The sequence below is a fragment of the Agrobacterium sp. SORGH_AS 787 genome, assembly GCF_030819035.1.
GTDB classification, from domain to species: Bacteria; Pseudomonadota; Alphaproteobacteria; order Rhizobiales; family Rhizobiaceae; genus Agrobacterium; species Agrobacterium larrymoorei_B.
On sequence record NZ_JAUTBG010000001.1, the window covers coordinates 805,802 to 825,810 of the forward strand.

General features: G+C 58.0%; 20 protein-coding genes. 12 read left to right on the forward strand and 8 right to left on the reverse strand.

The genetic code is table 11. The features are described from left to right. Positions 1-54 precede the first annotated feature (54 nt). The 9 genes from QE435_RS03505 (at position 55) to QE435_RS03545 (ending at position 9,334) form a co-directional block, all read left to right on the forward strand. Positions 55-1,230 carry an isochorismate synthase MenF gene (locus QE435_RS03505; RefSeq protein WP_349040272.1) on the forward strand — a complete coding sequence of 392 codons (1,176 nt, stop codon included), beginning with the start codon at positions 55-57 and terminating at the stop codon, positions 1,228-1,230. Between the two features lie 19 nt (positions 1,231-1,249). Next, on the forward strand, positions 1,250-2,875 hold the full coding sequence (locus QE435_RS03510) for a (2,3-dihydroxybenzoyl)adenylate synthase (protein ID WP_349040273.1): 1,626 nt from the start codon (positions 1,250-1,252) through the stop codon (positions 2,873-2,875). A gap of 89 nt (positions 2,876-2,964) precedes the next feature. Beyond that, positions 2,965-3,834, forward strand: a complete 870-nt coding sequence (locus tag QE435_RS03515) for an isochorismatase family protein (RefSeq protein WP_349040274.1) — start codon at positions 2,965-2,967, stop codon at positions 3,832-3,834. A gap of 13 nt (positions 3,835-3,847) precedes the next feature. Beyond that, positions 3,848-4,603: a 2,3-dihydro-2,3-dihydroxybenzoate dehydrogenase gene (gene dhbA, locus QE435_RS03520; RefSeq protein WP_349040275.1), complete on the forward strand. Its 756-nt coding sequence runs from the start codon at positions 3,848-3,850 to the stop codon at positions 4,601-4,603. Positions 4,604-4,633: 30 nt separating this feature from the next. Next, positions 4,634-5,422, forward strand: coding sequence for a 4'-phosphopantetheinyl transferase superfamily protein (locus QE435_RS03525; protein WP_349040276.1), 789 nt, complete (start codon positions 4,634-4,636; stop codon positions 5,420-5,422). 251 nt (positions 5,423-5,673) lie between these two features. Continuing rightward, positions 5,674-6,144, forward strand: a complete 471-nt coding sequence (locus QE435_RS03530) for a MarR family transcriptional regulator (protein ID WP_349040277.1) — start codon at positions 5,674-5,676, stop codon at positions 6,142-6,144. After that, positions 6,141-8,207, forward strand: a complete 2,067-nt coding sequence (locus QE435_RS03535; protein ID WP_349040278.1) for an FUSC family protein — start codon at positions 6,141-6,143, stop codon at positions 8,205-8,207. Before QE435_RS03530 ends, QE435_RS03535 begins: the two co-directional genes overlap by 4 nt. Before the next feature lie 9 nt (positions 8,208-8,216). After that, positions 8,217-8,426 (forward strand): DUF1656 domain-containing protein, encoded by a 210-nt coding sequence (locus QE435_RS03540; protein ID WP_306929373.1) that lies wholly within the window; start codon positions 8,217-8,219, stop codon positions 8,424-8,426. Next, positions 8,423-9,334 carry an HlyD family secretion protein gene (locus QE435_RS03545; protein ID WP_349040279.1) on the forward strand — a complete coding sequence of 304 codons (912 nt, stop codon included), beginning with the start codon at positions 8,423-8,425 and terminating at the stop codon, positions 9,332-9,334. Before QE435_RS03540 ends, QE435_RS03545 begins: the two co-directional genes overlap by 4 nt. A 440-nt stretch (positions 9,335-9,774) precedes the next feature. Here the strand turns inward: QE435_RS03545 and QE435_RS03550 are convergent, their stop codons facing one another. The 8 genes from QE435_RS03550 to QE435_RS03585 all read right to left on the reverse strand — a co-directional run bounded on the left by QE435_RS03550 (position 9,775) and on the right by QE435_RS03585 (position 17,201). Further along, entirely contained in the window at positions 9,775-10,446 is a 672-nt protein-coding gene (locus QE435_RS03550; RefSeq protein WP_349040280.1) for an RraA family protein, read from the reverse strand. A 26-nt stretch (positions 10,447-10,472) separates the two neighbouring features. Then, positions 10,473-11,474, reverse strand: coding sequence for a hydroxyacid dehydrogenase (locus QE435_RS03555; protein ID WP_349040281.1), 1,002 nt, complete (start codon positions 11,472-11,474; stop codon positions 10,473-10,475). A 144-nt stretch (positions 11,475-11,618) separates the two neighbouring features. Beyond that, positions 11,619-12,509 carry an ABC transporter permease gene (locus tag QE435_RS03560; RefSeq protein WP_306929360.1) on the reverse strand — a complete coding sequence of 297 codons (891 nt, stop codon included), beginning with the start codon at positions 12,507-12,509 and terminating at the stop codon, positions 11,619-11,621. After that, positions 12,502-13,323: an ABC transporter ATP-binding protein gene (locus QE435_RS03565; protein WP_349040282.1), complete on the reverse strand. Its 822-nt coding sequence runs from the start codon at positions 13,321-13,323 to the stop codon at positions 12,502-12,504. Before QE435_RS03565 ends, QE435_RS03560 begins: the two co-directional genes overlap by 8 nt. Beyond that, positions 13,323-14,336 (reverse strand): ABC transporter substrate-binding protein, encoded by a 1,014-nt coding sequence (locus QE435_RS03570; RefSeq protein WP_349040283.1) that lies wholly within the window; start codon positions 14,334-14,336, stop codon positions 13,323-13,325. Before QE435_RS03570 ends, QE435_RS03565 begins: the two co-directional genes overlap by 1 nt. Positions 14,337-14,483: 147 nt before the next feature. Then, positions 14,484-15,191, reverse strand: a complete 708-nt coding sequence (locus tag QE435_RS03575) for an IclR family transcriptional regulator (protein ID WP_306929356.1) — start codon at positions 15,189-15,191, stop codon at positions 14,484-14,486. A 37-nt stretch (positions 15,192-15,228) separates the two neighbouring features. Further along, positions 15,229-16,155 carry an SMP-30/gluconolactonase/LRE family protein gene (locus tag QE435_RS03580; RefSeq protein WP_349041125.1) on the reverse strand — a complete coding sequence of 309 codons (927 nt, stop codon included), beginning with the start codon at positions 16,153-16,155 and terminating at the stop codon, positions 15,229-15,231. Further along, complete coding sequence (locus QE435_RS03585) at positions 16,152-17,201, reverse strand: amidohydrolase family protein (protein WP_349040284.1); 1,050 nt, start codon at positions 17,199-17,201, stop codon at positions 16,152-16,154. Before QE435_RS03585 ends, QE435_RS03580 begins: the two co-directional genes overlap by 4 nt. A 126-nt stretch (positions 17,202-17,327) precedes the next feature. Here QE435_RS03585 and QE435_RS03590 point away from each other — a divergent pair, with 126 nt between their 5' ends. The 3 genes from QE435_RS03590 (at position 17,328) to QE435_RS03600 (ending at position 19,983) form a co-directional block, all read left to right on the forward strand. Further along, positions 17,328-18,338 carry an ABC transporter substrate-binding protein gene (locus tag QE435_RS03590; protein WP_349040285.1) on the forward strand — a complete coding sequence of 337 codons (1,011 nt, stop codon included), beginning with the start codon at positions 17,328-17,330 and terminating at the stop codon, positions 18,336-18,338. A 224-nt stretch (positions 18,339-18,562) separates the two neighbouring features. Next, positions 18,563-19,525 carry a tripartite tricarboxylate transporter substrate binding protein gene (locus tag QE435_RS03595; RefSeq protein WP_309769493.1) on the forward strand — a complete coding sequence of 321 codons (963 nt, stop codon included), beginning with the start codon at positions 18,563-18,565 and terminating at the stop codon, positions 19,523-19,525. After that, positions 19,522-19,983: a tripartite tricarboxylate transporter TctB family protein gene (locus QE435_RS03600; RefSeq protein WP_309769494.1), complete on the forward strand. Its 462-nt coding sequence runs from the start codon at positions 19,522-19,524 to the stop codon at positions 19,981-19,983. Before QE435_RS03595 ends, QE435_RS03600 begins: the two co-directional genes overlap by 4 nt. The last annotated feature ends 26 nt before the right edge of the window (positions 19,984-20,009 follow it).

Sequence of the window (20,009 nt, forward strand, 5' to 3'; positions counted from 1 at the left end):
TGATCAACATACTCAAGTATAAGCCATCGTCAACCACCACATAGGAGGCACCCCATGAAAACGGGAGCGCTCAGGACGAATGATGTCGATTCCGACGACGTCTCTGATTTTACGAAAGAATTTCTATTTACCTCGGGCAGCGGCCAATTACGCGCCAAGGGTGTCCGTGAAAGAATCTCCATTCCTGCACGCGACGGCGAGAGCGCGCAGAGCCCGCTGCAAGAGACGTTGACCAGGGCTTTCGAGCGTGCGCGCAAAGCTGGACAGGAGAACCCGATCGCCATCGGCGCAATCCCCTTCGATGTCGGTGAGGCGTCATGCCTTTACGTGCCGCACAACTATGAGTGGAATTTCGGGGCGACAGTGAAGACTGTTACCGATTCAGGTATGCCAGCGCTTGTGGGCCAGAGCAGCCTGCCGGACGAGAGCGGTTTCAAGCGCGCGGTCGAACACGCTATCGTCAACTTCCGCCATTCCGATGTGCGCAAGGCGGTACTCTCCGTCATGCGCGAACTGACCTTCGCATCCGAGGTGAATGTCGAGGGACTGCTGGCGAACCTCGCCAAGCAGAACCGCGAAGGCTACCAGTTCCGCATTCCGCTGCCCGATGGCGGCGATCTGATCGGCGTCAGCCCGGAATTGCTCATTCGTAAGCAGGGCGACAAGATCACCTCCAACCCGCTGGCGGGATCGGCAAAGCGCATGGTTGATCCGACGGCGGACAAGGCGAATGCGGATCGGCTCTTGGTCTCCGAAAAGGACCACTACGAGCACAGCCTGGTTATCGAGGATATCCGTTCTCTGCTCTCACCGGTCTGCGCCGAACTCGATGTGCCCGAAAAGCCGTCGCTCATCAGCACGGCGGCACTGTGGCATCTTTCCACCCGCATCGAAGGCCGTCTCGCATATCCCGATACCAATGCGTTGCAACTGGCGTGCCTACTGCACCCGACGCCAGCGGTGTGCGGTTTCCCAACCGAGCGCGCCCGTCGCCTGATCCGCTTTGTCGAGCCCTTCGAGCGCGGCCTGTTCACCGGCATGGTCGGTTGGACGGATGCACAGGGCAACGGCGAATGGGTGGTGACGATCCGCTGCGGCACCGTGCAGCGGCAAACCGTGCGGCTCTTCGCAGGCGCCGGGATCGTCGAGGCCTCGCAGCCCGATGCCGAATGGGCCGAGGTACAGACGAAGCTCAAGACCATGCTGAACGCTTGCGGTCTTTCTGCCTGATTTTTCCCAGGGACATATCATGACAATCGAATTCCAACGCTGGCCCAATTCTTTCGTTCGCCGATACCGCGAACGCGGCTACTGGATCGACCGGCCGCTGAGCGCCATTCTGACTGAACAGGCGGCGCGTCATCCCTATAGCACCGCACTGATCTGTGGCGATCGCCGCTTCACCTATGCCGATCTGGATCGGCAATCCTCGAACCTCGCCGGTCATCTTTCCGTGGCCGGCATCGGCAGGGGCGACACGGCGCTGGTGCAATTGCCCAATGTCGCCGAGTTCTACATCGTCTTTTTCGCGCTGATGAAAATCGGCGCCGCTCCCGTCAATGCAATCTTCAGCCATCGCCGGCTGGAAATGACCGCCTATGCCGAACAGATCGCGCCAAAACTGGTGATTGCCTCCCGCGCGCACGAGCTTTTCACCGACGACGCGTTTCTGGATGCGCTAAAACTCGCCTCCCCTCGGCTTGCCCTCACCCTGCTGCTTGGGAAGACCGATCCCGAGCGAAGCCTGGAACGGATGATGGCCGAGCCGCCGGACAATCCGCCCGCTTTCGCACCTTCGGCAGCCGACGAGGTGGCGCTGTTCCAGCTTTCCGGCGGCAGCACGGGAACGCCGAAGCTCATTCCGCGCACGCATAACGACTATGATTACAGCATCCGTGCCAGTGCCGAGATTTGCAAGTTATCACCGCAGACCCGCTTCCTCTGCGCCATTCCGGTCGCGCATAATTATCCGATGAGTTCGCCCGGTGCGCTCGGCGTCTTTCACGCAGGCGGCACCGTCGTTCTCGCCGCAAACCCGGAGCCCCTGGCCTGCTTCGATCTGATCGAAAAGCACAGTATCGACATCGTGCCGCTGGTGCCGCCTGCAGTCGCGCTATGGCTGCAGGCCGCTCCCGCCCATGTTGGACGGCTGAAATCTCTGAAGCTCTTGCAGGTCGGCGGCGCAAGCTTCGCCGAGGCGCTTGCTCGTCAGGTGCCGGAGGTGCTGGGCTGCAACCTTCAGCAGGTGTTCGGCATGGCGGAAGGTCTGGTGAATTACACCCGCGCCGGTGACCCCGAGCATCTCGTCTTCACCACGCAAGGCAGGCCGATCAGCCCCGATGACGAAATCCGCATCGTTGACGAAGACGGCAATGACCTGCCCGAGGGCGAGGCCGGCATGCTGGCGACCCGCGGCCCCTATACGTTTCGCGGCTATTACCGCGCACCTGAACACAATGACAGGGTCTTTGACAGGGACGGCTTCTATTATTCCGGCGATGTCGTGCAGCGCACGCCCGAAGGTTATCTCCGGGTCGTGGGCCGGGTAAAGGACCAGATCAACCGCGGCGGCGAAAAGGTCGCTTCGGAAGAGGTTGAAAACCTCATTCTTCGGCACCCGGATGTCACCCATGCCGCCCTTGTGGCGATGCAGGACGAACTTCTCGGCGAGAAGAGTTGCGTCTTCGTCGTTTCGCGCAATCCCGCTCTTAAGGCGCCGGCCATCCGCCAGCATCTCGCTGGTCTCGGCGTCGCAGATTACAAGCTACCGGACCGCGTGCGCTTCATTGACGCCATGCCGCTGACTGCCGTCGGAAAGATCGACAAGAAGCGCCTGCGCGACCTGCTTGCGACACCCGTCGCCATCAGCGCCTGAGACACAGCGCAAAGCAAAAGGGACGTTCAAAAGAGCGTCCCGAAACCAAAGATCAAGCGCACCTTAGCGCAGCACAAACCGAGGTCATCATGACAATCCCCACCATTTCCGACTATCCGATGCCGGTCGCCGCGAGCTTTCCGGCCAACAAGACACAATGGAAGCCCGATGCGAAACGCGCCGTGCTCCTCGTCCACGACATGCAGCGTTACTTCCTTCGGTTCTACGAGGCCGACGGCAAGCTGATGACCACCCTCATCGATAATCTCGCCAAGGTGAAGGCATGGGCCGTTCAGAACGGCGTACCGGTCATCTATACCGCCCAGCCCCATAACCAACCGCCCGGCGATCGCGCGCTGCTGAACGACATGTGGGGACCAGGGCTTACCGTGGTCGATCCCGAATTGCAGAAGGTAGTGGATAAGCTTGCGCCTACACCGGACGACGTCGTGCTGACCAAGTGGCGATACAGCGCATTTCAGCGGTCCGATCTTGCCGAGCGAATGAAGGAATGGGGCCGCGATCAGATCATTATCGGCGGCGTCTACGCCCATATCGGCTGCATGATGACAGCGGCGGAAGCCTTCATGAAAGATATTCAGCCCTTCATGATTGGTGACGGCGTTGCCGATTTTTCAGAGGCGGAGCATCGCATGGCGCTGCAATATGTAGCGACACGCTGCGGGGTGGTGATCGATACCGCAACCGTTGTCGGCGCTGGAGAGGCAGGGAATATCAGTGAATGGCTGAAAGCACGCGTCCTGCAAATGGTGGAAGACGAAAGCGAAATCGACCCTGATGAGAACCTCATCTTCTACGGCCTGGATTCCCTGCAGGTGATGAAACTTGCAGGCGAACTTAAGGAGCGTGGCGTGACAGTCGGCTTCGATGAACTGGCACGTGTGCCCACACTGTCCGCCTGGTGGGCGTTGATCGACCAAAAGCGGCTGGCGGCCTGAGCGGACGGACAAGATGAGACTACAGAGATTTATCGGGCGGCGCGTGCTGGTGACGGGCACGGCGCAGGGTATCGGCCGCCGCATCGCCGAACGTTTCATCGAGGAAGGGGCCGACGTCATCGGCCTCGATCTTCTGGCGGAAACGGCCGAAGCGCCCTTCCGTCAGATCGCCCTCGACATCACCCATGCGACGGAGGTGGAGACGACCTGCAAGGCAATCGAAAGCGAATGGGGTGGGCTCGATATTCTGGTCAACGCCGCTGGCATCTTGCGGTTGGGGGACAGTGAAAGCCTCACACCTGAGGACTGGAAGGCTTGCATGGATGTCAACGCCGCCGGGCCGTTCCATATGCTGCGGCAGTGGAGCGGCACCTTCAAGCGCCAGCGGCGTGGCGCGATCGTCAATGTCGGCTCCAACGCCGCTGTCGTGCCGCGCATCGGCATGATGGCCTATTGCGCGTCCAAGGCCGCGCTGGTCAGCCTTAGCCACTGCGCCGCCCTTGAGCTCGCTCCCTATGGCGTGCGCTGCAATGTCGTTTCACCCGGCTCCACCGATACGCCCATGCTGGCGGGCATGTTGAGCGATCCCGCCGGCAAGGAACGGCTGGTTGCCGGTCTTCCCGAACAGTTCAAACTCGGCATTCCGTTGGGCAAGATCGCAAGGCCTGACGACATTGCCGATACCGTGCTGTTTCTCGCCTCCGATCAGGCCGGCCATGTGACGATGCAGCAGATCGTGGTTGATGGCGGCGCCACGCTTGCGGCTTAAATTCGAGGCGTTTCATTGAGGGAAAAGAAAATGTCCGTCGCTACAGCGTTTCATCGCGAAGCCGCGCCCGGTGCTTCGCCGGAAGCAATCTGGCCCTGGCCAGACGACAGACACGATTGCCATTGCCTCACCCTTCGTTACAGCGCCGAAGACGGCGGCGGCGAGGTTCCCTCCTTGCCGCTCCAGCTTTCAAACGCCACGCAAAGACGCAAGGCGGAATTCATTGCCGGGCGCAGATGCGCGGCGGAGGGCACGCGCCGCATAATCGGCCGCACCATCTTTCCCGGCATGGGTGAGGATCGTGCCCCCATCTGGCCCGAAGGCGTCATCGGCGCGATCTCCCATAGCCAAGGACAGGCGATTGCCCTCGTAAGCTCTTCCCTGCGTTTTCGCGGCGTCGGCATCGATATCGAAAAGCTACTGACCGAGGAGGAAGCCCACGATATCGCCCCGCAGGCCTTGACCGCAAATGAGCGCTATAATCTCGGCAACGATGTCGATCCCTTCATGACCGGGCTGATTTTTTCAGCCAAGGAAAGCCTGTTCAAGGCGCTTTATCCAACGGTGAAACGGTCTTTCATCTTCGAGGCAGCCGAACTGAGCAGTTTCGATGCATCCGGCTCCGCTTCGCTGCGCCTGACAACAGACCTTCACCCTGAATGGCGCCGTGGAGCGGAAGTACCACTCCGCTTTTGTCACATTGAAGGACTGTTAATCAGCCGCGTTCTTCTCCCACAACCCGGACAAAGAGCGTATATTTTTATGAGCGAATACCCATGCGTCACTCGGATGACGCTCCCAGCGGGGCACGCAGTCTGAGGTAACGTACAGCGAGGACCAAACTTCCCTAGCTCCTGAACGGAACCGTTACGCTTGCGCGTCCCGCAGTCCGATATTCATCGCGTGGTGGGTTGTGTCCAGCTCTCACACCTGAGCCACCTTTGAGGTCTCATCTTCGCTAGGCCTGGTACGCTTGAAAAATTCTCCATGATGATCCCGGATGGGCACTTGACTGAATTAGATAACATATTATCTATAAACATATGACCGATGATGAGCTTAGATTTTTAGTGACCAGTTCCCTGCCGCGTGCAGAGCGGCAGTTGCGCAAGCTCGGGCGCAAGCTTGCAGACATGCTGTGTCGCGAGTGTGGGTACCCACCAGGAAGCCTATCTGAAGCTTCGATCTTCCCTTTGATCACCATCGGCAGGTTGGGAGAGGGTGTCCGGCAGAACGCGGTCGCAGAAGAAATCGGGGTCGAAGGCCCAGCTCTCGTTCGCCTTCTGGATTTGCTTGCCGAGCAGAAGCTTATCGAAAGGCAAGAAGACCCCGGCGACCGACGAGCCAAGATGCTTTGGCTCACGGATGAGGGTCGGAAGCTACGACTGCGAGTCGAAACCCATCTGACGAAAATCCGGGCCGAGGTGCTGCGAGCCCATAGTCGGGATGATCTTATTGCCGCACTAAGGGTGATCCGTACGATGTCCACCTTCGTCGATGATGGAGTACTGGACGAAATGTTCGCGGACAACGCGACATGAGAGCACGCATCGCGTTCCCGACGTTGACCGAATGGATCTTTTCAATAAAGACCTTCGCAGCGTCCATGGCCGCCCTTTACATCGCTCTTGCGGCAGGGCTCCCCCGCCCATATTGGGCTATGGCCACTGTGTACATTGTCGCCAATCCGCTGGCTAGCGTTACGCAGTCGAAGACGGCATTCCGGGCGGCAGGAACAGTAGTTGGGGCAAGCGTAGCTGTTTTCTTTACGCTGCAGCTTGCGAACGCCCCTGTCCTGTTTGTGCTTGTCGTGTGCCTGTGGACCGGCTTTTTGACCTTCCTGGCATTGTTCGACAGGTCTCCCCGATCCTATGCATTTTTGCTTTCCGGTTACACTGTCCCTTTGATCGCGTTCCCTTCGATCTATGCTCCTGACAGCGTTTTCGGTACCGGCGTTGCCCGCGCCGAGGAAATCATTCTGGGCATCGTTTGTGCTGCGGTCATCAACAGCGTTGTGCTTCCTACCGGCCTCACAGGAACGGTGCGTAAAACAGCTGAAAACCTCCTGAAGGATATCTGTCGTTGGATTGGCGCAGTCATCGAAAACGGCCGCGACAGCGATGCGTTAAAGCAGAGCGAACGCCTCGCCTCAGATGTCGGTGCCCTCGATAATCTGATCGTTCACCTTCGTTACGATGTCGCTGCGGCGAACCTGACGTTCCACCTTAAAGCGTTCAAGGAGCGGATAGCGCCTGTACCGATCGTTTTACACGCATTTGGCGACCGACTGGCGATCCTTCGGGAAAGGGGCGCCATCGATGTCGACCTCGCCGATCTCCTTACGGACTTCCAGCTCTGGATTTCGTCGAAGGATCAAGGCGAGAAAGATAGTGACCAGACCGCAGCGCGTCTTCGCGAGAAGCATGCGCAACTGACCCATATCGTGGAGGGGCGGCGAGATTGGGATGGCTTGCTGATCAGAAGCACGCTCGTCGATATTTTGCATCTCATCGATATGACGCAGGATTGTCAGGTTTTGCTGAGAGAGATTTCAGCCGGCACCCTGGCGCGCCGCCATGTGAAGCTTCAGTCTACGCGTTCGGTTCAAACCAGCTGGCATCACGACATCGTCGTCTTTGCGATTACGGGCGCATCTATCGCGCTGTCCGGCTTCATCGCGAGCCTTCTCTGGCTCTATTCGGGCTGGCAGGCCGGTGCGGGTTTCGCTCTGATGGTACTCATTGCCGGGCCATTTTTCGGAGCGTTGGACAACCCCCTGCCGGGATTAAAGGCTATGGCGATCTTCAATGCCGTCAGCAATCTAGGAGCTGGCATATTCTTGTTCGGAATTCTCCCGGGCGTCAGCTCGTTCTGGGGGTTGGTGCTGGTATTTGCGCTCCCTTTCATACTGTTCGGAACGATCATGAGTCGACCGCAATTCATGCTCCCGGGTATGGTCATGACGGTCGGTACCGCATCGACCATCGCATTGACGGCAACCTATTCTTCGGATTTCATTTCATTTGCCGACGGTGCTGTGGCCTCGACGCTGGGCGTGCTATTCGCCGTCGCGTGGAGCGCACTGACACACTCGCTCGGTGCATCGCGTAAGGCTCAGCGCATTGCCAAGCTGGGTTGGCGTGAAGCGACCGCCATCGCTGACGGTCGTTTCTTGAGATCACCGACCTGGTATGCCGCCCGAGGACTCGATCGGCTTGCTCAATTTGTACCGCGTCGGGCTGCAACTTCCGGCACCACGCTGAGCGACCTGGACATGATAACCGAATTGCGGATTGGGACGCGACTAGCCGCTCTGCACGAAGAAGCTTCTGTCATGACGACGTCGCAAGCGCGACGGCTCGATCCCATTTTCGCCGGTGTCGCAATCTGGTTTAGGTCAAAGACAGTTCACGATGCTACGAATGCTCCTTCGCCAGCGATCCTGTCGAGCATCGATGACGCACTTGATGAATTCGACAAGCCTCGCATGCTTGCGGCCCTGACCGACCTTAGATGCAGCCTGTTTCCGCACGCCTCTCCCCCGATACTCGAACGAACGCGTGCTCGAAGCCTGACCCGTTTAAACCCCATGGCGGCAGAGTAGGAGACGCGCATGTTTGGCGAAGTCGTATTGTTCGGAGTTTATCTCCCCAAACTGCTGATGCTGTCGATCCTTGCGTTCGTGCTGCATGGACTAGCAAAGAAGGGTCTTGCTAGCTTGCATGTCTATCGTCTGGTCTGGCACCCCGCACTCTTCAACCTGTCATTGTTCGTGCTGATTTTTGCTGCGACAGCGGATGTCTTTCAAAGGTATGCGTCATGAAGTCCTTTCTTTTCCGTTCCATGAGGCTGGTCGTCACGCTTGGCATTACGGTCGTTGCCATTTTTTTCGGATGGCAATTGTGGATCGCCTACATGGAGACGCCGTGGACTCGAGACGGCCATGTGCGCGCCAATGTCGTCACAATTACGCCGGATGTTACCGGGCTTGTCTCGGCGGTTTTCGTTCATGACAATCAGAGAGTGACAAAGGGCCAGACGCTTCTTAAGGTCGATCCCTCGCGCTTCCAGATTGCACTCGACAGCGCCAAGGCAAGCGTCACGCAGGCAACCGCTACGCTGGATAATGCCAAAACCGAAGCTGAGCGATACAGGAGACTACAGGAAGGCTCTACCGTTTCGCAACAATCCGTGGACAAGGCCCAACTTGCCCTTGAGCAAGCCGAAGCGGCCTATGAACAGGCGCAGGCGAGTTACAATCTCGCCCAACTCAATCTCGTTCGTACAGACGTTGTGTCGCCCGCTGACGGTATTATTACCAATCTTGCACTGAGTCCGGGTGATTATGTGGCTTCTGGCAAGGGCGTGATGGCATTGGTCGCTACCAGTACGATCCGCGTCGAGGGATATTTCGATGAGAGCCAACTGTCCCACATCACTGTCGGCGATCCAGTTAAGATTACGCTTATGGGAATGAAAGATCCGCTGAAGGGCCATGTCGAGAGCATCGCGGCGGGTATCGAGGATCGCGAGAGAACAGCGGGTAGCACCCTTTTGGCTAATGTCACGCCGAATTTCACTTGGGTTCGGCTTGCACAACGCGTACCGGTGCGCGTCAGGCTGGACAAGGACACGGATGCCAGCGCCCTTATTGTCGGAACGAGTGCGACCGTGGCGGTTCTCCCTAAAGCGAGCGACCGGGAGGTTTCTATCACGACGGCAATCAGATGAAGCCCACCGTGTTCAAGTGATCTGACCTCGACATCCGGCCCTGAGGTCACTCCATGGGCTAGGAGATGCGTACCAGGGACACCGACCTATTCTAAGGCCGTCATGGACTTTGCGTGTGCCGAAGCATCGATCCACATGTTTCGAAAAGTTGTCACCTTAGCCAGCGGTGTTCCAAATCAGCGTCGAGGTGAGAGTGTCAAATAGCGCTGATCTCTAGTTCAGACGTAGAGACGTGTGGAAGCGTGCCTTTGAAAGCCGTATCTCCCAATATCCGTATCGTTGAAGCAAAGGCCAGTTACAAGCCCGATCAAACTCTTTCATTAGCCGGCGCTTGAAGGGGTATGAGCAGACGGCCACCTACTTCGACAGACAGCTCTGACGTATGCGTGCTTTCATCCCGTCAAAGAGTAGCCGCCGTAAGGTACGGCGGCTAGTGCTTCTTAGGCAGAGAGACAACCTAGCTTCGAAAGGGCAGCATCGACCCAGGCTCGGTCGTTCTTGCCTGCGCGGATTGCTTCCATCTGCTTCGTCTCCGCCGCGTGCTTTTTCGCCGCCGCTTCGAAAACAGTTTCCGCGTCGTCAATATGGACGCTGAGAAATCCATCCGCATCTCCGCATGCAAGATCGCCGGGGTTGATCACCATCCCGCCAATCGAGATCGGAACATTCACTTCGCCTGGCCCATCCTTGTAAGGGCCGCGATGAGTGACCCCAAGAGCAAAGACCGGGAAAGTACCGGCGGAAAGCTCGGCGCTATCGCGGATCGCGCCGTTGATAACGATTCCGCCGAGGCCGCGCTGAACCGCGTGCGCCACCATCAACTCCCCGATAATAGCATTGGTGATATCACCGCCAGCATCGACAACCACGATGTCACCGGGTTCCGCTATATCAAGCGCCTTGTGCACCATGAGATTGTCGCCAGGGCGAGCCTTCACCGTAACTGCCGGACCGACCATCATACCGCCGGTATAGTAGGGACGAAGAGCCGCACCGCCTGCCGTCATGCGGCTCATGACGTCGCTGATATTGGCAACGGGCAAAGCACGAAAGGCGTCTACCCATTTCGCCTCGACCTTGCGTTCACGCTTACAAACGCGGAATCCAATCATTCTATTTCTCCTCAGTATCGATGATTTCAGGCGGCAGAAGCGAGGTTTTTGTTGGCAAGAGCCTGGCTGTCATAGCCCCTGCCCTCGAGCACGCCGATGATGTGGGTGGCACTCTGTACCGCCATGTTGCGCAGGGCCGAGCGGCTCGCGCCGCCGACATGCGGTGTAGCGATGAGATTGGGCAAAGTCCAAAGCACGCTGTCGCTGGGAGGCGGCTCCTCCTCGAAACTGTCGAGGGCGGCGCCGGCTATCGACTTCGATTGCAGCGCTGTAACGAGCGCGGCCTGATCCACCACCGCCCCACGAGCCGTATTGATCAAAAAGGCATCCTGTTTCATCAGTGACAGGCGCTCGGCGTTAATGAGATGGTGTGTCTGCGGCATGAGCGGGCAGTGCAGGCTGACAACATCAGCAGCTTTCAGTATCTCGCTGAGGTCTCGACTGACCGTGATCTCGGACGTGTCCGCCGCGAACGGATCATAGGCGATAACCTTCATCCCAAGTCCACGGGCAAGGGCAGCGGCGCGCTGGCCGATCTCCCCGAAACCGACCACGCCGAAGACAGCGCCGGCAAGGTCGCGTCCCACATACTTCGTTTTCGGCCAACCGCCAGCCTTCACCTGACTATCAAGCGAGAGGACATCCTTCATCAGGCTAACCGTCAGGCTGATCGCGAGTTCCGCCACCGACTGGGCATTGGCGGCAAGCGCCCTGAGAACCGGGACGCCCACTTCAGTTGCTGCCGCAAGGTCGATGTTGTCGACGCCACTGCCATGTTTGGCGATAACCTTCAGCCGCGGCGATGCCGCGATCACCGACCGGTCGATCGACCCTTGCCGCACCAGTATCGCATCGACCTCGTTATCCCGTGCCATGGCGGCAAGATCATCGGGCGTCGAATAGGCGGGTGCAAAAATCGGCTCAAGCCGGTGGTCTGCCAAGAGTTGCATGGCTTCGGAGACCAGTTGGGCTCCCGTGACCATGACTCGGCCTCGAACCTGCGCGTCTGTCATTTCAGTCGCATTCATTTGTGCGCCTCGTTTTTTAGAAATCGGTGGTGATTGGGAAAGATCACGAGGCTTTGGCCAAGGCAAAAGGTCAACGCGATCTCTCTGAGACTGGCAGCCGGCACCAATCTGTTTTTGCACCGGCTAGCCTCTGCTGTGTTGCCGTTAGCCGTTCTGGGTGCCCCATTTGCGAACCGTCAAAAGCTCGATCGTACGGAAGACAAGTCCTTCAACCACGAGGCCGATGACGATGACGGTCAGCAGGCCAGCAAACACGCCGGAGGTTTCGAGTGCATTCCGGGCTTCGAAAATGTACCAGCCAAGGCCAGCAGCATTTCCTGAAACACCGAAGACAAGTTCGGCAGCGATCAGGGTGCGCCAAGCGAACGCCCAGCCAATCTTCAAACCGGACAGGATCGACGGGAAGGCTGCAGGAATGAGGATGAAAAACACCATCCGCAGCCCGCCGAGGCCGTAGTTCCGGCCAGCCATCTTCTGAGTCTGACTGACGGAAAGAAAACCCGTAAACGTGTTGAGCGATACCGCCCAAAGGACGGAGTGGACGATCACGAAGACAATACTGCTGGTGCCGAGGCCAAACCATAAAAGTGCGAGCGGAAGAACCGCGATGGCGGGCAGCGGGTTAAACATTGCCGTCAGCGTCGCCAGCAGATCGGTCCCGAAACGGGTCGAGATTGCAAGTGTTGTCATCACTGCTGCAAGAGCAATCGCGGTCGCATAGCCGGTTACAAGAACCTGGAGGGATGTTATTGCCGCTGAAGGCAGCCGCCCGGAAACGATGTCGGCCCAGAGCGTCGTGATGGTCTCACTAAAAGACGGAAACATCAGCGGGTTGCCGAGATAACGGGCGTAAGCCTCCCAGATGATGCACAGCCCGATCAGAACCAGCGCACGACGAAATCCAGTGATGTTGAACAGACCCTCCCAAAAGCCGACATCCTGCTTGATGCTACCGATCTGTGCGATATCGAGGGTCTTATATTCGAGATCGGGTCTGGCTGGCAGGCTCGCCGGAGCCGTGAGAACCTTAGTCATGAGCAACCTCCTGATCGCCGAAAAGCATCTGGTTGATCTTTCGATTGAAGGCCATGAAGTCCGCATCGCCCTGGTGCTGATGCCCATAGGCGGTCGCGTCCAGTTCCGCGCGAACCTGGCCAGGATGCGGTGAGAGCACAAGAATGCGCGAGCCGACGATGATTGCCTCTTCGATCGAGTGCGTCACGAAGAGCAGCGTGAAACGCACATCGTCCCACAACTCCAGAAGCTCCTCCTGCATACGGCGGCGCGTCAGGGCATCGAGAGCGGCGAAGGGTTCATCCATCAGAAGCATCGCCGGCTCCATTGCCAGAGCACGTGCAATTGCCACGCGCTGCTTCATGCCGCCGGATAACATGTGTGGGTAGGAATTCTCGAATTTCGACAGTCCCACCTTGTCGATCACCCGCCTCGCCCGGTCGCGGATCTCGGATTTAGGGAAGCGTCCGGCCCGGCGCATCGGGAACATGACGTTGTCGATCACCGTCATCCACGGCATAAGTTGATCGAACTCCTGAAACACCATCATGCGATCGGGTCCCGGTCCTTTAACCGGCTTGCCTGCAAGCTTGATGTCGCCCTCGACCGGCGCCAGGAATCCGGCAACGCTCTTCAACAGTGTCGACTTTCCACAGCCAGACGGGCCCAGCAGGATGAAACGGTCATCCTTTTGAACGTTGAAGCTGACCTTGTAGGTCGCGGTGAGAATGGCTGCACCGGTCTTGTACTGGAGCGTAACACCGTTGACCGAGAGCAATGGGGAGGATGTGTCCATGCCCTGAGCGCCGTTTGCGAATTGGTTGTTCATATCCATTAGCTGCCATTCCCCTTACTGACAGGCTCAAAGAACATATCGCGCCAGCTGGCGGGCGCCTGCTTGATCGCGCCGGTCCCGGCGAGGAAGTCCGCAAACCTCTGCATCCCGCTTGGCTCGGTGGTGAAGACCTGACCGCGGATGGCCTCTTCAACCTGGGCTGCTGACAGACTCGTCTTTTCTGCAGCCATATAGATTTCGCCAGCTTGTCGGGGATCGCTCTGGATCAGGTCCATCGCTTCCTTCAGCGCACCGACAAATGCTGTCAGCACTTCCGGGTTGGCCTCAGCGAATTTTTGGGTCGAAGCATAGAGCGCGCCAGAGTAAGGCCCTCCCATGATGTCGCGACCGTCGGTGACTTTGAAGCATTTCTTCGATGCCTCAAGCGTGCTGATGAACGGCGGCGAGGCGAAGTAGAGTGTCACTCCGTTGCCGGATATCAGTGCGGTCGTGGCGTCCGGGTGCGGCAACTGGACCATCTGCTTATCAAAGCGTTTGGCTTCCCCCTTGCCGAATTCTTTCTCTGCCGCCATTTGCAACATGATGGCCTGCGGCGACGTCGTGCCAGTTACCGCGATACGGTCCGTGGGCTTGATGTCCTTGATCGACTTGATCGACGGATCGTTGGTATACAGAGTCAAAACCGCTTCATTGCATCCCGCGATCCCCTTGAGGTCGTAGGAGCCCTTGGTCTTGGCCCAGGCGGCGATCAGGGCAGTTGAGCCATAGGCGCCAATATCAAGGCTGCCGCTGAAAATACCGTCATTGATGACCGTCGAGCCACTGACACGCTGAATCTGAAATTCGGTTCCGGCAATACCATTGCTCTGTGCGTGCTTTTCGAAGAGCGAAAGCTTTTCCGCGACAGTCGTCGCCAGATGGCTTGTACCGTACTGTGTGGCAACCTTGATGGTCTTCTTCTCTTGCGACCGGGCCACCATAGGCCCTCCGGACGCTGCGAGAAGACCGATCCCGGCAAAGGCCAAAGACTGACGTCTTGTGAAATTGATCATGAACTCCTCCACGAGTTTCGCCTAGCGAAAATGAGCTCTCGGAGGGTTCACGACAATCATGAGCGCGTACCCATCCTCCCGATGAGCAGCACCTTGTTAGCATTTTGAAACGGCGTTGCAAATAATAAATGCAACGCCGTTGCATTTTTAAAACTCGCCACCCAGTGATTTCGTCAGGCCTTCGGCAAAGCTGCTCAACTGCTGAGCAACCTCCGCAGCCTTATCAGCAGTGAGCCGCGATGCGGGACCGGTGATCGCGAGCGCGCCCAGGAGGCGTTGGCCAGCCCCAAACACAGGGGCGGCCATCGAAGCAACGTGAGGGTCCGTCACCCCGTTGGAATAGATGGGCAGCTCAATATCCTTGGGACTCTCCGTCTGGCCCGCCTCGAACATGCGCAGAACCTGCGCGATCGAAGACGCATCCATGGGTCTGAGATCACCTGGTCGCACATGCATGCGGAGCGGCGACGGCGAGTCGTGACGGAACAGGCAAAGGCGCTGATCGCCGCGCCGGATATAGAACGAGGCGGTCTCGCCCGAGATGGAGACAAGCCGCTCCAGAACCGGCATCACTTCAGATTCAAGCGCATAGGATTGAAGGTATACGGAGCCAAGTCTGGCAATTTCCGTTCCCAAACGATACCGGCCGTCCCGCATCCGCTCAATGAAACCGAAACTTTGAAGCGAAACGCACAAGCGCATGATCGTGCTTTTGACGAGGCCAGTCCGTTCCGCGAGTTGTGTCAGTTCAAGGGCATCGTCACCTCTACGGAACGCCGACAGCACGGTAAGGAGCCGATCGGCGGAAGCCACGCCTTTCACCCGAGGTAAACCTTGCTCGTAATCGTCGTCCATAATCACCCTCTTCTTCATCAATCCGGTCAGCGTATCGTTAGCTTACAACCGCACCCATGCACAATTCCTCCCCTCGCACAGGCAACCTCGCGCGCAAGATACTGCCGGTCTGAGATTCGGTGATGTAGATCACGTGCCGGTCCTTTGGATCGAAGGCCATGTTGGTTGTCGAAATACCAGCACATGATCGGATGCGGTGCAGGGGTTCTGCCACACGCGATACATGCCATATCGAGCCAAAACCCGTATGGGCAACGAAAAGCTCCCCATCCTCCGACAGCGCCAGGCCATCAGGCCCGCCCATGCCCCCGTGCAGTTGGAGAAAGACCCCCACCTTGGTTGCAATCCCCTCGTGGAGCGGCACCCGCCATATCTGCTGCGCGCGGGTAACCGCGACGAGGAGATAACTCATGTCTTTGGCAATGACGATCCCGTTGGGGCTGGGAATGTCGGACAAGACGCATTCGAGCTTCCCTGCCGCAGACAAACGAAACACCCGGCCGGTCGGCGAATGAAGTCCGCTTTGCCCCTGGTCGGTGAAATAGAGGTCACCATTGGCGGCAAAGACGAGGTCGTTGACCCCCTTGAAGCCTTCGGAGAAGTATTCTTCGATCACCGGCGAAACCGCTCCGGTAGCCACGTCAAGCTGCAGGATCCCGCGTTTGTAATCGGTGATGTAGATTCTGCCTTCGCTGTGGAACTTCATCCCATTCGGCCAGCCGTCATATTCGCTGACAAGCTCCCACTCTCCGTCGGGCATGATTCGGAATATCCGGCCAAACGGGATATCAGTGACGTAAAGGTTGCCATGGCCGTCGAAACAAGGGCCTTCGAGGAACGAATCGATCGCCATACCGGAGCGGTTTACGTCCGCCCAGCGGGTTCTTCGGGGGCTCCGGAAGCGGCCCGGCATGCGGGAAAAGATTTCCGTCTCTATCGTCGGCGGCGGTGCGAAAAACATCAGAATTCTCCTTCCGGCTCAATGCCGAGCTTGTAGATCCGCGCTGCTGTCGAGAAGAAAAGGTCCTGCTTTTCCGAAGCACTGGCGCCTTGAGTCAGCCGTTTAAAGGCGTTCCATAACGCTCGGTACGACACCATGCCCTTATCGACGGGGAAATTGCTCTCGAACATGCAGCGTTGCGTGCCAAAGCGTTCGATCGCAAACGAGATGTACGGATCCCACGCCGCTGCGAGCGCTTCAGACGATGGCGGCTGATGGGCAAGATGAAAGTCGAACCCGCCTGCCCCCATTGCCAGACCACCAAGCTTGACGGAGACATTCGGTAGATGAGCGATCCTCGCCATGGAAGCCTGCCATACGGCCAGCACCTCGTCTCGCCTGCCTCTATAGGCGCCAGCCCCAAGCGGGCCACCAAGGTGGTCGAGAATGATCGTGGTACCCGGGCAGGCACGCGCAAGATCCTCGAACTCTGCGAGTTGCGTGTGATAGGCCCAAACATCGAGCGTCAGACCGCGTGCGCCCAGTCGGCGTGCGCCCTCACGGAATGCGGGCTCTAAAAGCAGCCCTTTTACCGGGGGGACGGGATTGGTCGCAATCGCGGGATCTTCATGCCAGGCGGTCTGGTTGCGGATGCCGCGAAAGCGCTCTCCGCCAGCAGCGGCCATGCGATCAAGCACTGGTTCGATACGCTCACCCGCCATCAGATCGCACGAGCCAACGATTGCGGCACACGCTCTGAACGATCCATAGAGCCCGGAGGCGGAGCGCGCTGCAACGCCGTTTGCGAATTCGACCTCCCCCACGGGTTTGAGCAATTCGTCGGGTTCATCGGCGCTGTACATGGACCTACTCTGCACGAAGACCGTCGCCTGGACGCTATGGCCCTGCCGGGCGTCAGCAAGGAGTTCGTCGAACAAGTATCGAGAACCGGGGCGGTCCCACAGATGGTGATGAGGGTCCACAATCGGCATCTCAGGGAAAAGAACCTCCTCCTGTTCCAAAGCGAGCCAGTCTTCACGCACGGCGATATGGGGCGAATGTCCAGCCATCTGTCCTCCTCACAGTCTTGGCACCGGCAGCAGTAATCAACGATCGTCACAAAAGCGGTTGACAGCGCAGCCGAGATGACATCATTATTTTGCAACGCCGTTTCAAAAAGCACTTCGGGAGGAAGTATGCAACAGAAACTTCGCCGGCGCGCCGCTCTTGCCGCGATCGCCGCACTGTCGCTTTTCACAGTTTCAACCACCGTTTCCAGAGCCGCAGAAGAAAAGCCGATCTCGATCGCTATCCAGTATGGGTATGCCTATCTGCCTGTTGTTGTCGCGGAGCAGAAGGGCTTCTTCTCCAAGCAACTGGCCGCAAAAGGCATCAACACGACCGTTGAGATCAAAAAGATCAGCGGTGCGCCTGCCATCAACGACGCCTTGATCAGCGGAACGATCGACATCGGTGCCTATGGCCTTCCCGGCATGCTGATCGCTGCGGAAAAGACGAAGAACTCAATCAAGATTCGCGGCCTTGCGGCACTTGTCGCAGGCGACAATGGTTTCTACACCAACAAGGCAGAGATCAAGGACCTCAAGGATCTCGGAGCCAATGATCGGATTGCCGTCACATCGACGACCGGTCAACAGGGTCTGCTGGTCCGAATGGCGGCAAAGAAAGCCTTCGGCGATGCAAAGCACTTCGACACGATGATGGTGCAACTGCCACATCCTGACGCAACGAGCGGCCTTCTTGCTGGTGGTACCATCAGCGCCTATGTTGCGCCCCATCCCTACAGCGATGTGCTAGATGCGAACCCGAAGGTCCACAAGCTTTTCAACTTCTCAGACTATCTCGGACAGCAGGTCACGAGCGGATTGCTGGCAACGACGGGCAAGTTCATCGAAGATCGTAAGGACGCCTCGCTCGCTGTCGTCGCAGCGATCCAGGAGGCCGACAACTTCATTCGCGACAATCCAAAAGAAGCGGCTGAAATCTTTTTAGCCTCGGAGAAATCGTCTCTCAATGCCGACCAAATCGAGAAAATGCTGGCGACCGTCAAAGACGAGTGGGGCGTTCAGCCCAAAGGTGTGATGGTCTTCGCGGACTTCATGTTTGAAGCAGGCCTGCTGAAGTCGAAATTGGCCACGTGGCAAGACGTGTTTTTTGAGCCTGTCGCAACTGGCCAAGGCAGCTAAGATCGGTTCAACCCAAAACATCATGCGCGCACAGCTTGGCTGATCGACGCGCGAGCGACTGACCAAGCACACAACGGATATCGGCGTCGGATGACGTGCTTACGCGCACGGCGCCATTTCTTCATCCACAATTACCACAGCAGCATTCTACGGCCGCCAAGCGTCTGCCCTGGCAGTGACGTCTTCGCACCGTTTGACGGCCACCATCCAAAGGAGGATTGGATTTGAAAAGAAACGTTTTCGCTCTCTCGCTCGCGGTCGCGGCTCTCACCGCATCCGCCCAATTTGCTCATGCCGAGTGGCCCAAGGATCGTCCGATCCAGATGATCGTTGCTTTTGCACCCGGTGGCAGCACCGATGTCATGGCACGCGCGATGCAGCCCTTCCTCGAAAAGGAGCTCGGGGCCGACATCGTCATCGAGAACCGCCCAGGTGCATCCGGCGAAATCGCCTACACGGCGCTGGCAAAGGCAAAGCCTGACGGATACACCTTCTCGTTCATCAATACGCCGGGTTTTCTCTCCATGCAGGTTCAGAGGAAGCTCGGATACGATCCCAAGACGATAAAGCCGGTGGCGCGCATCGTTGATGATCCGGCCGCAATCGTTGTGCCAGCGAACTCTGAGATCAAAACGCTTGCTGATTTCGTGGCTGCGGCGAAGGCAAAGCCCGGTGCCGTATCCTACGGCTCCTCGGGTATCGGCACCGATGACCATCTGGCGATCATCATTCTCGGCGCCGAGTCCGGCACGACGATCACGCATATTCCGTTCAATGGCGCGGGCGAAACGCGCACGGCAATCCTGGGCTCTCAGGTCAATGGCGGCGGCCTGAACGTCAGTGAATTTGCCGGCAACGACACATCCGGTCTCAGGATGATCAACACCTTCGGCAAAGAGCGGTCGCCGCAGCTCCCAGACGTACCCACTGCCATCGAGTCTGGCTTCAACGTAGAGATGACTTCGGAGCGCGGTATTGCCGCACCCCGCGAAGTGCCTGCCGAGATTGCCGATCGCTTTGCAGCAGCTGTCAAGGCGACGCTCGACAATCCCGACTTCCAGAAACAGGCCAAGCAAATGGCGTTGCCACTGGCGTATCTTAGTGGTCCCGATTGGGAAAAGGAAATGCCAAACCGCCTCGCCCGCTTCCAGGAAATCTGGAACAAGACGCCGTGGGTGCAGCAATGAACATGAAATCTGCAACCAAGACCCGGGACTTTCCCGATATTCTTGCTGGTTGTGTCATGATCTTTCTGGGAGCGCTTGGCCTTTGGGCCGGGCGTGACCTGTCATTCGGCACGCCGGCGATGATGGGGCCGGGCTTCCTGCCAAGGTCGCTTTGCGTCATCATTGCTTTGATCGGGGCCGTTGTGCTGATCAAAGCTTTGACCAAACCTTACGAAGCCCTTGATGCCGTCAATCCAAAGCCCTTGATCATTCTGGTCATCGGCATTGCTGGATTTGCTTTCGCCGCAGAAAGCCTTGGCTTCGTTGTTGCGACAATCTGGCTTCTTGTCGTTGGAAGTCTCGCTGACCCGGAATCGAGATGGCGAGAAATCTTCATCTCGACCGCGATCCTGACCACGCTCGGCGCGCTTCTCTTTATCTACGGACTCGGCGTCCAGATGCCCATTTGGCCTCTGTGATCGCCATCCTGACCTGATCGGATTAC

Bases quoted from the DNA above. Each gene is read 5' to 3' on its own strand.
- QE435_RS03505 (WP_349040272.1), top strand. From the start codon at position 55: ATGAAAACGGGAGCGCTCAGGACGAATGATGTCGATTCCGACGACGTC.
- QE435_RS03585 (WP_349040284.1), bottom strand. From the start codon at position 17,201: ATGGCTGGACATTCGCCCCATATCGCCGTGCGTGAAGACTGGCTCGCT.
- QE435_RS03540 (WP_306929373.1), top strand. From the start codon at position 8,217: ATGTTTGGCGAAGTCGTATTGTTCGGAGTTTATCTCCCCAAACTGCTG.
- QE435_RS03600 (WP_309769494.1), top strand. From the start codon at position 19,522: ATGAACATGAAATCTGCAACCAAGACCCGGGACTTTCCCGATATTCTT.
- QE435_RS03515 (WP_349040274.1), top strand. From the start codon at position 2,965: ATGACAATCCCCACCATTTCCGACTATCCGATGCCGGTCGCCGCGAGC.
- QE435_RS03545 (WP_349040279.1), top strand. From the start codon at position 8,423: ATGAAGTCCTTTCTTTTCCGTTCCATGAGGCTGGTCGTCACGCTTGGC.
- dhbA (WP_349040275.1), top strand. From the start codon at position 3,848: ATGAGACTACAGAGATTTATCGGGCGGCGCGTGCTGGTGACGGGCACG.
- QE435_RS03590 (WP_349040285.1), top strand. From the start codon at position 17,328: ATGCAACAGAAACTTCGCCGGCGCGCCGCTCTTGCCGCGATCGCCGCA.
- QE435_RS03570 (WP_349040283.1), bottom strand. From the start codon at position 14,336: ATGATCAATTTCACAAGACGTCAGTCTTTGGCCTTTGCCGGGATCGGT.
- QE435_RS03535 (WP_349040278.1), top strand. From the start codon at position 6,141: ATGAGAGCACGCATCGCGTTCCCGACGTTGACCGAATGGATCTTTTCA.
- QE435_RS03555 (WP_349040281.1), bottom strand. From the start codon at position 11,474: ATGAATGCGACTGAAATGACAGACGCGCAGGTTCGAGGCCGAGTCATG.
- QE435_RS03575 (WP_306929356.1), bottom strand. From the start codon at position 15,191: ATGGACGACGATTACGAGCAAGGTTTACCTCGGGTGAAAGGCGTGGCT.
- QE435_RS03525 (WP_349040276.1), top strand. From the start codon at position 4,634: ATGTCCGTCGCTACAGCGTTTCATCGCGAAGCCGCGCCCGGTGCTTCG.
- QE435_RS03550 (WP_349040280.1), bottom strand. From the start codon at position 10,446: ATGATTGGATTCCGCGTTTGTAAGCGTGAACGCAAGGTCGAGGCGAAA.
- QE435_RS03560 (WP_306929360.1), bottom strand. From the start codon at position 12,509: ATGACTAAGGTTCTCACGGCTCCGGCGAGCCTGCCAGCCAGACCCGAT.
- QE435_RS03565 (WP_349040282.1), bottom strand. From the start codon at position 13,323: ATGGATATGAACAACCAATTCGCAAACGGCGCTCAGGGCATGGACACA.
- QE435_RS03510 (WP_349040273.1), top strand. From the start codon at position 1,250: ATGACAATCGAATTCCAACGCTGGCCCAATTCTTTCGTTCGCCGATAC.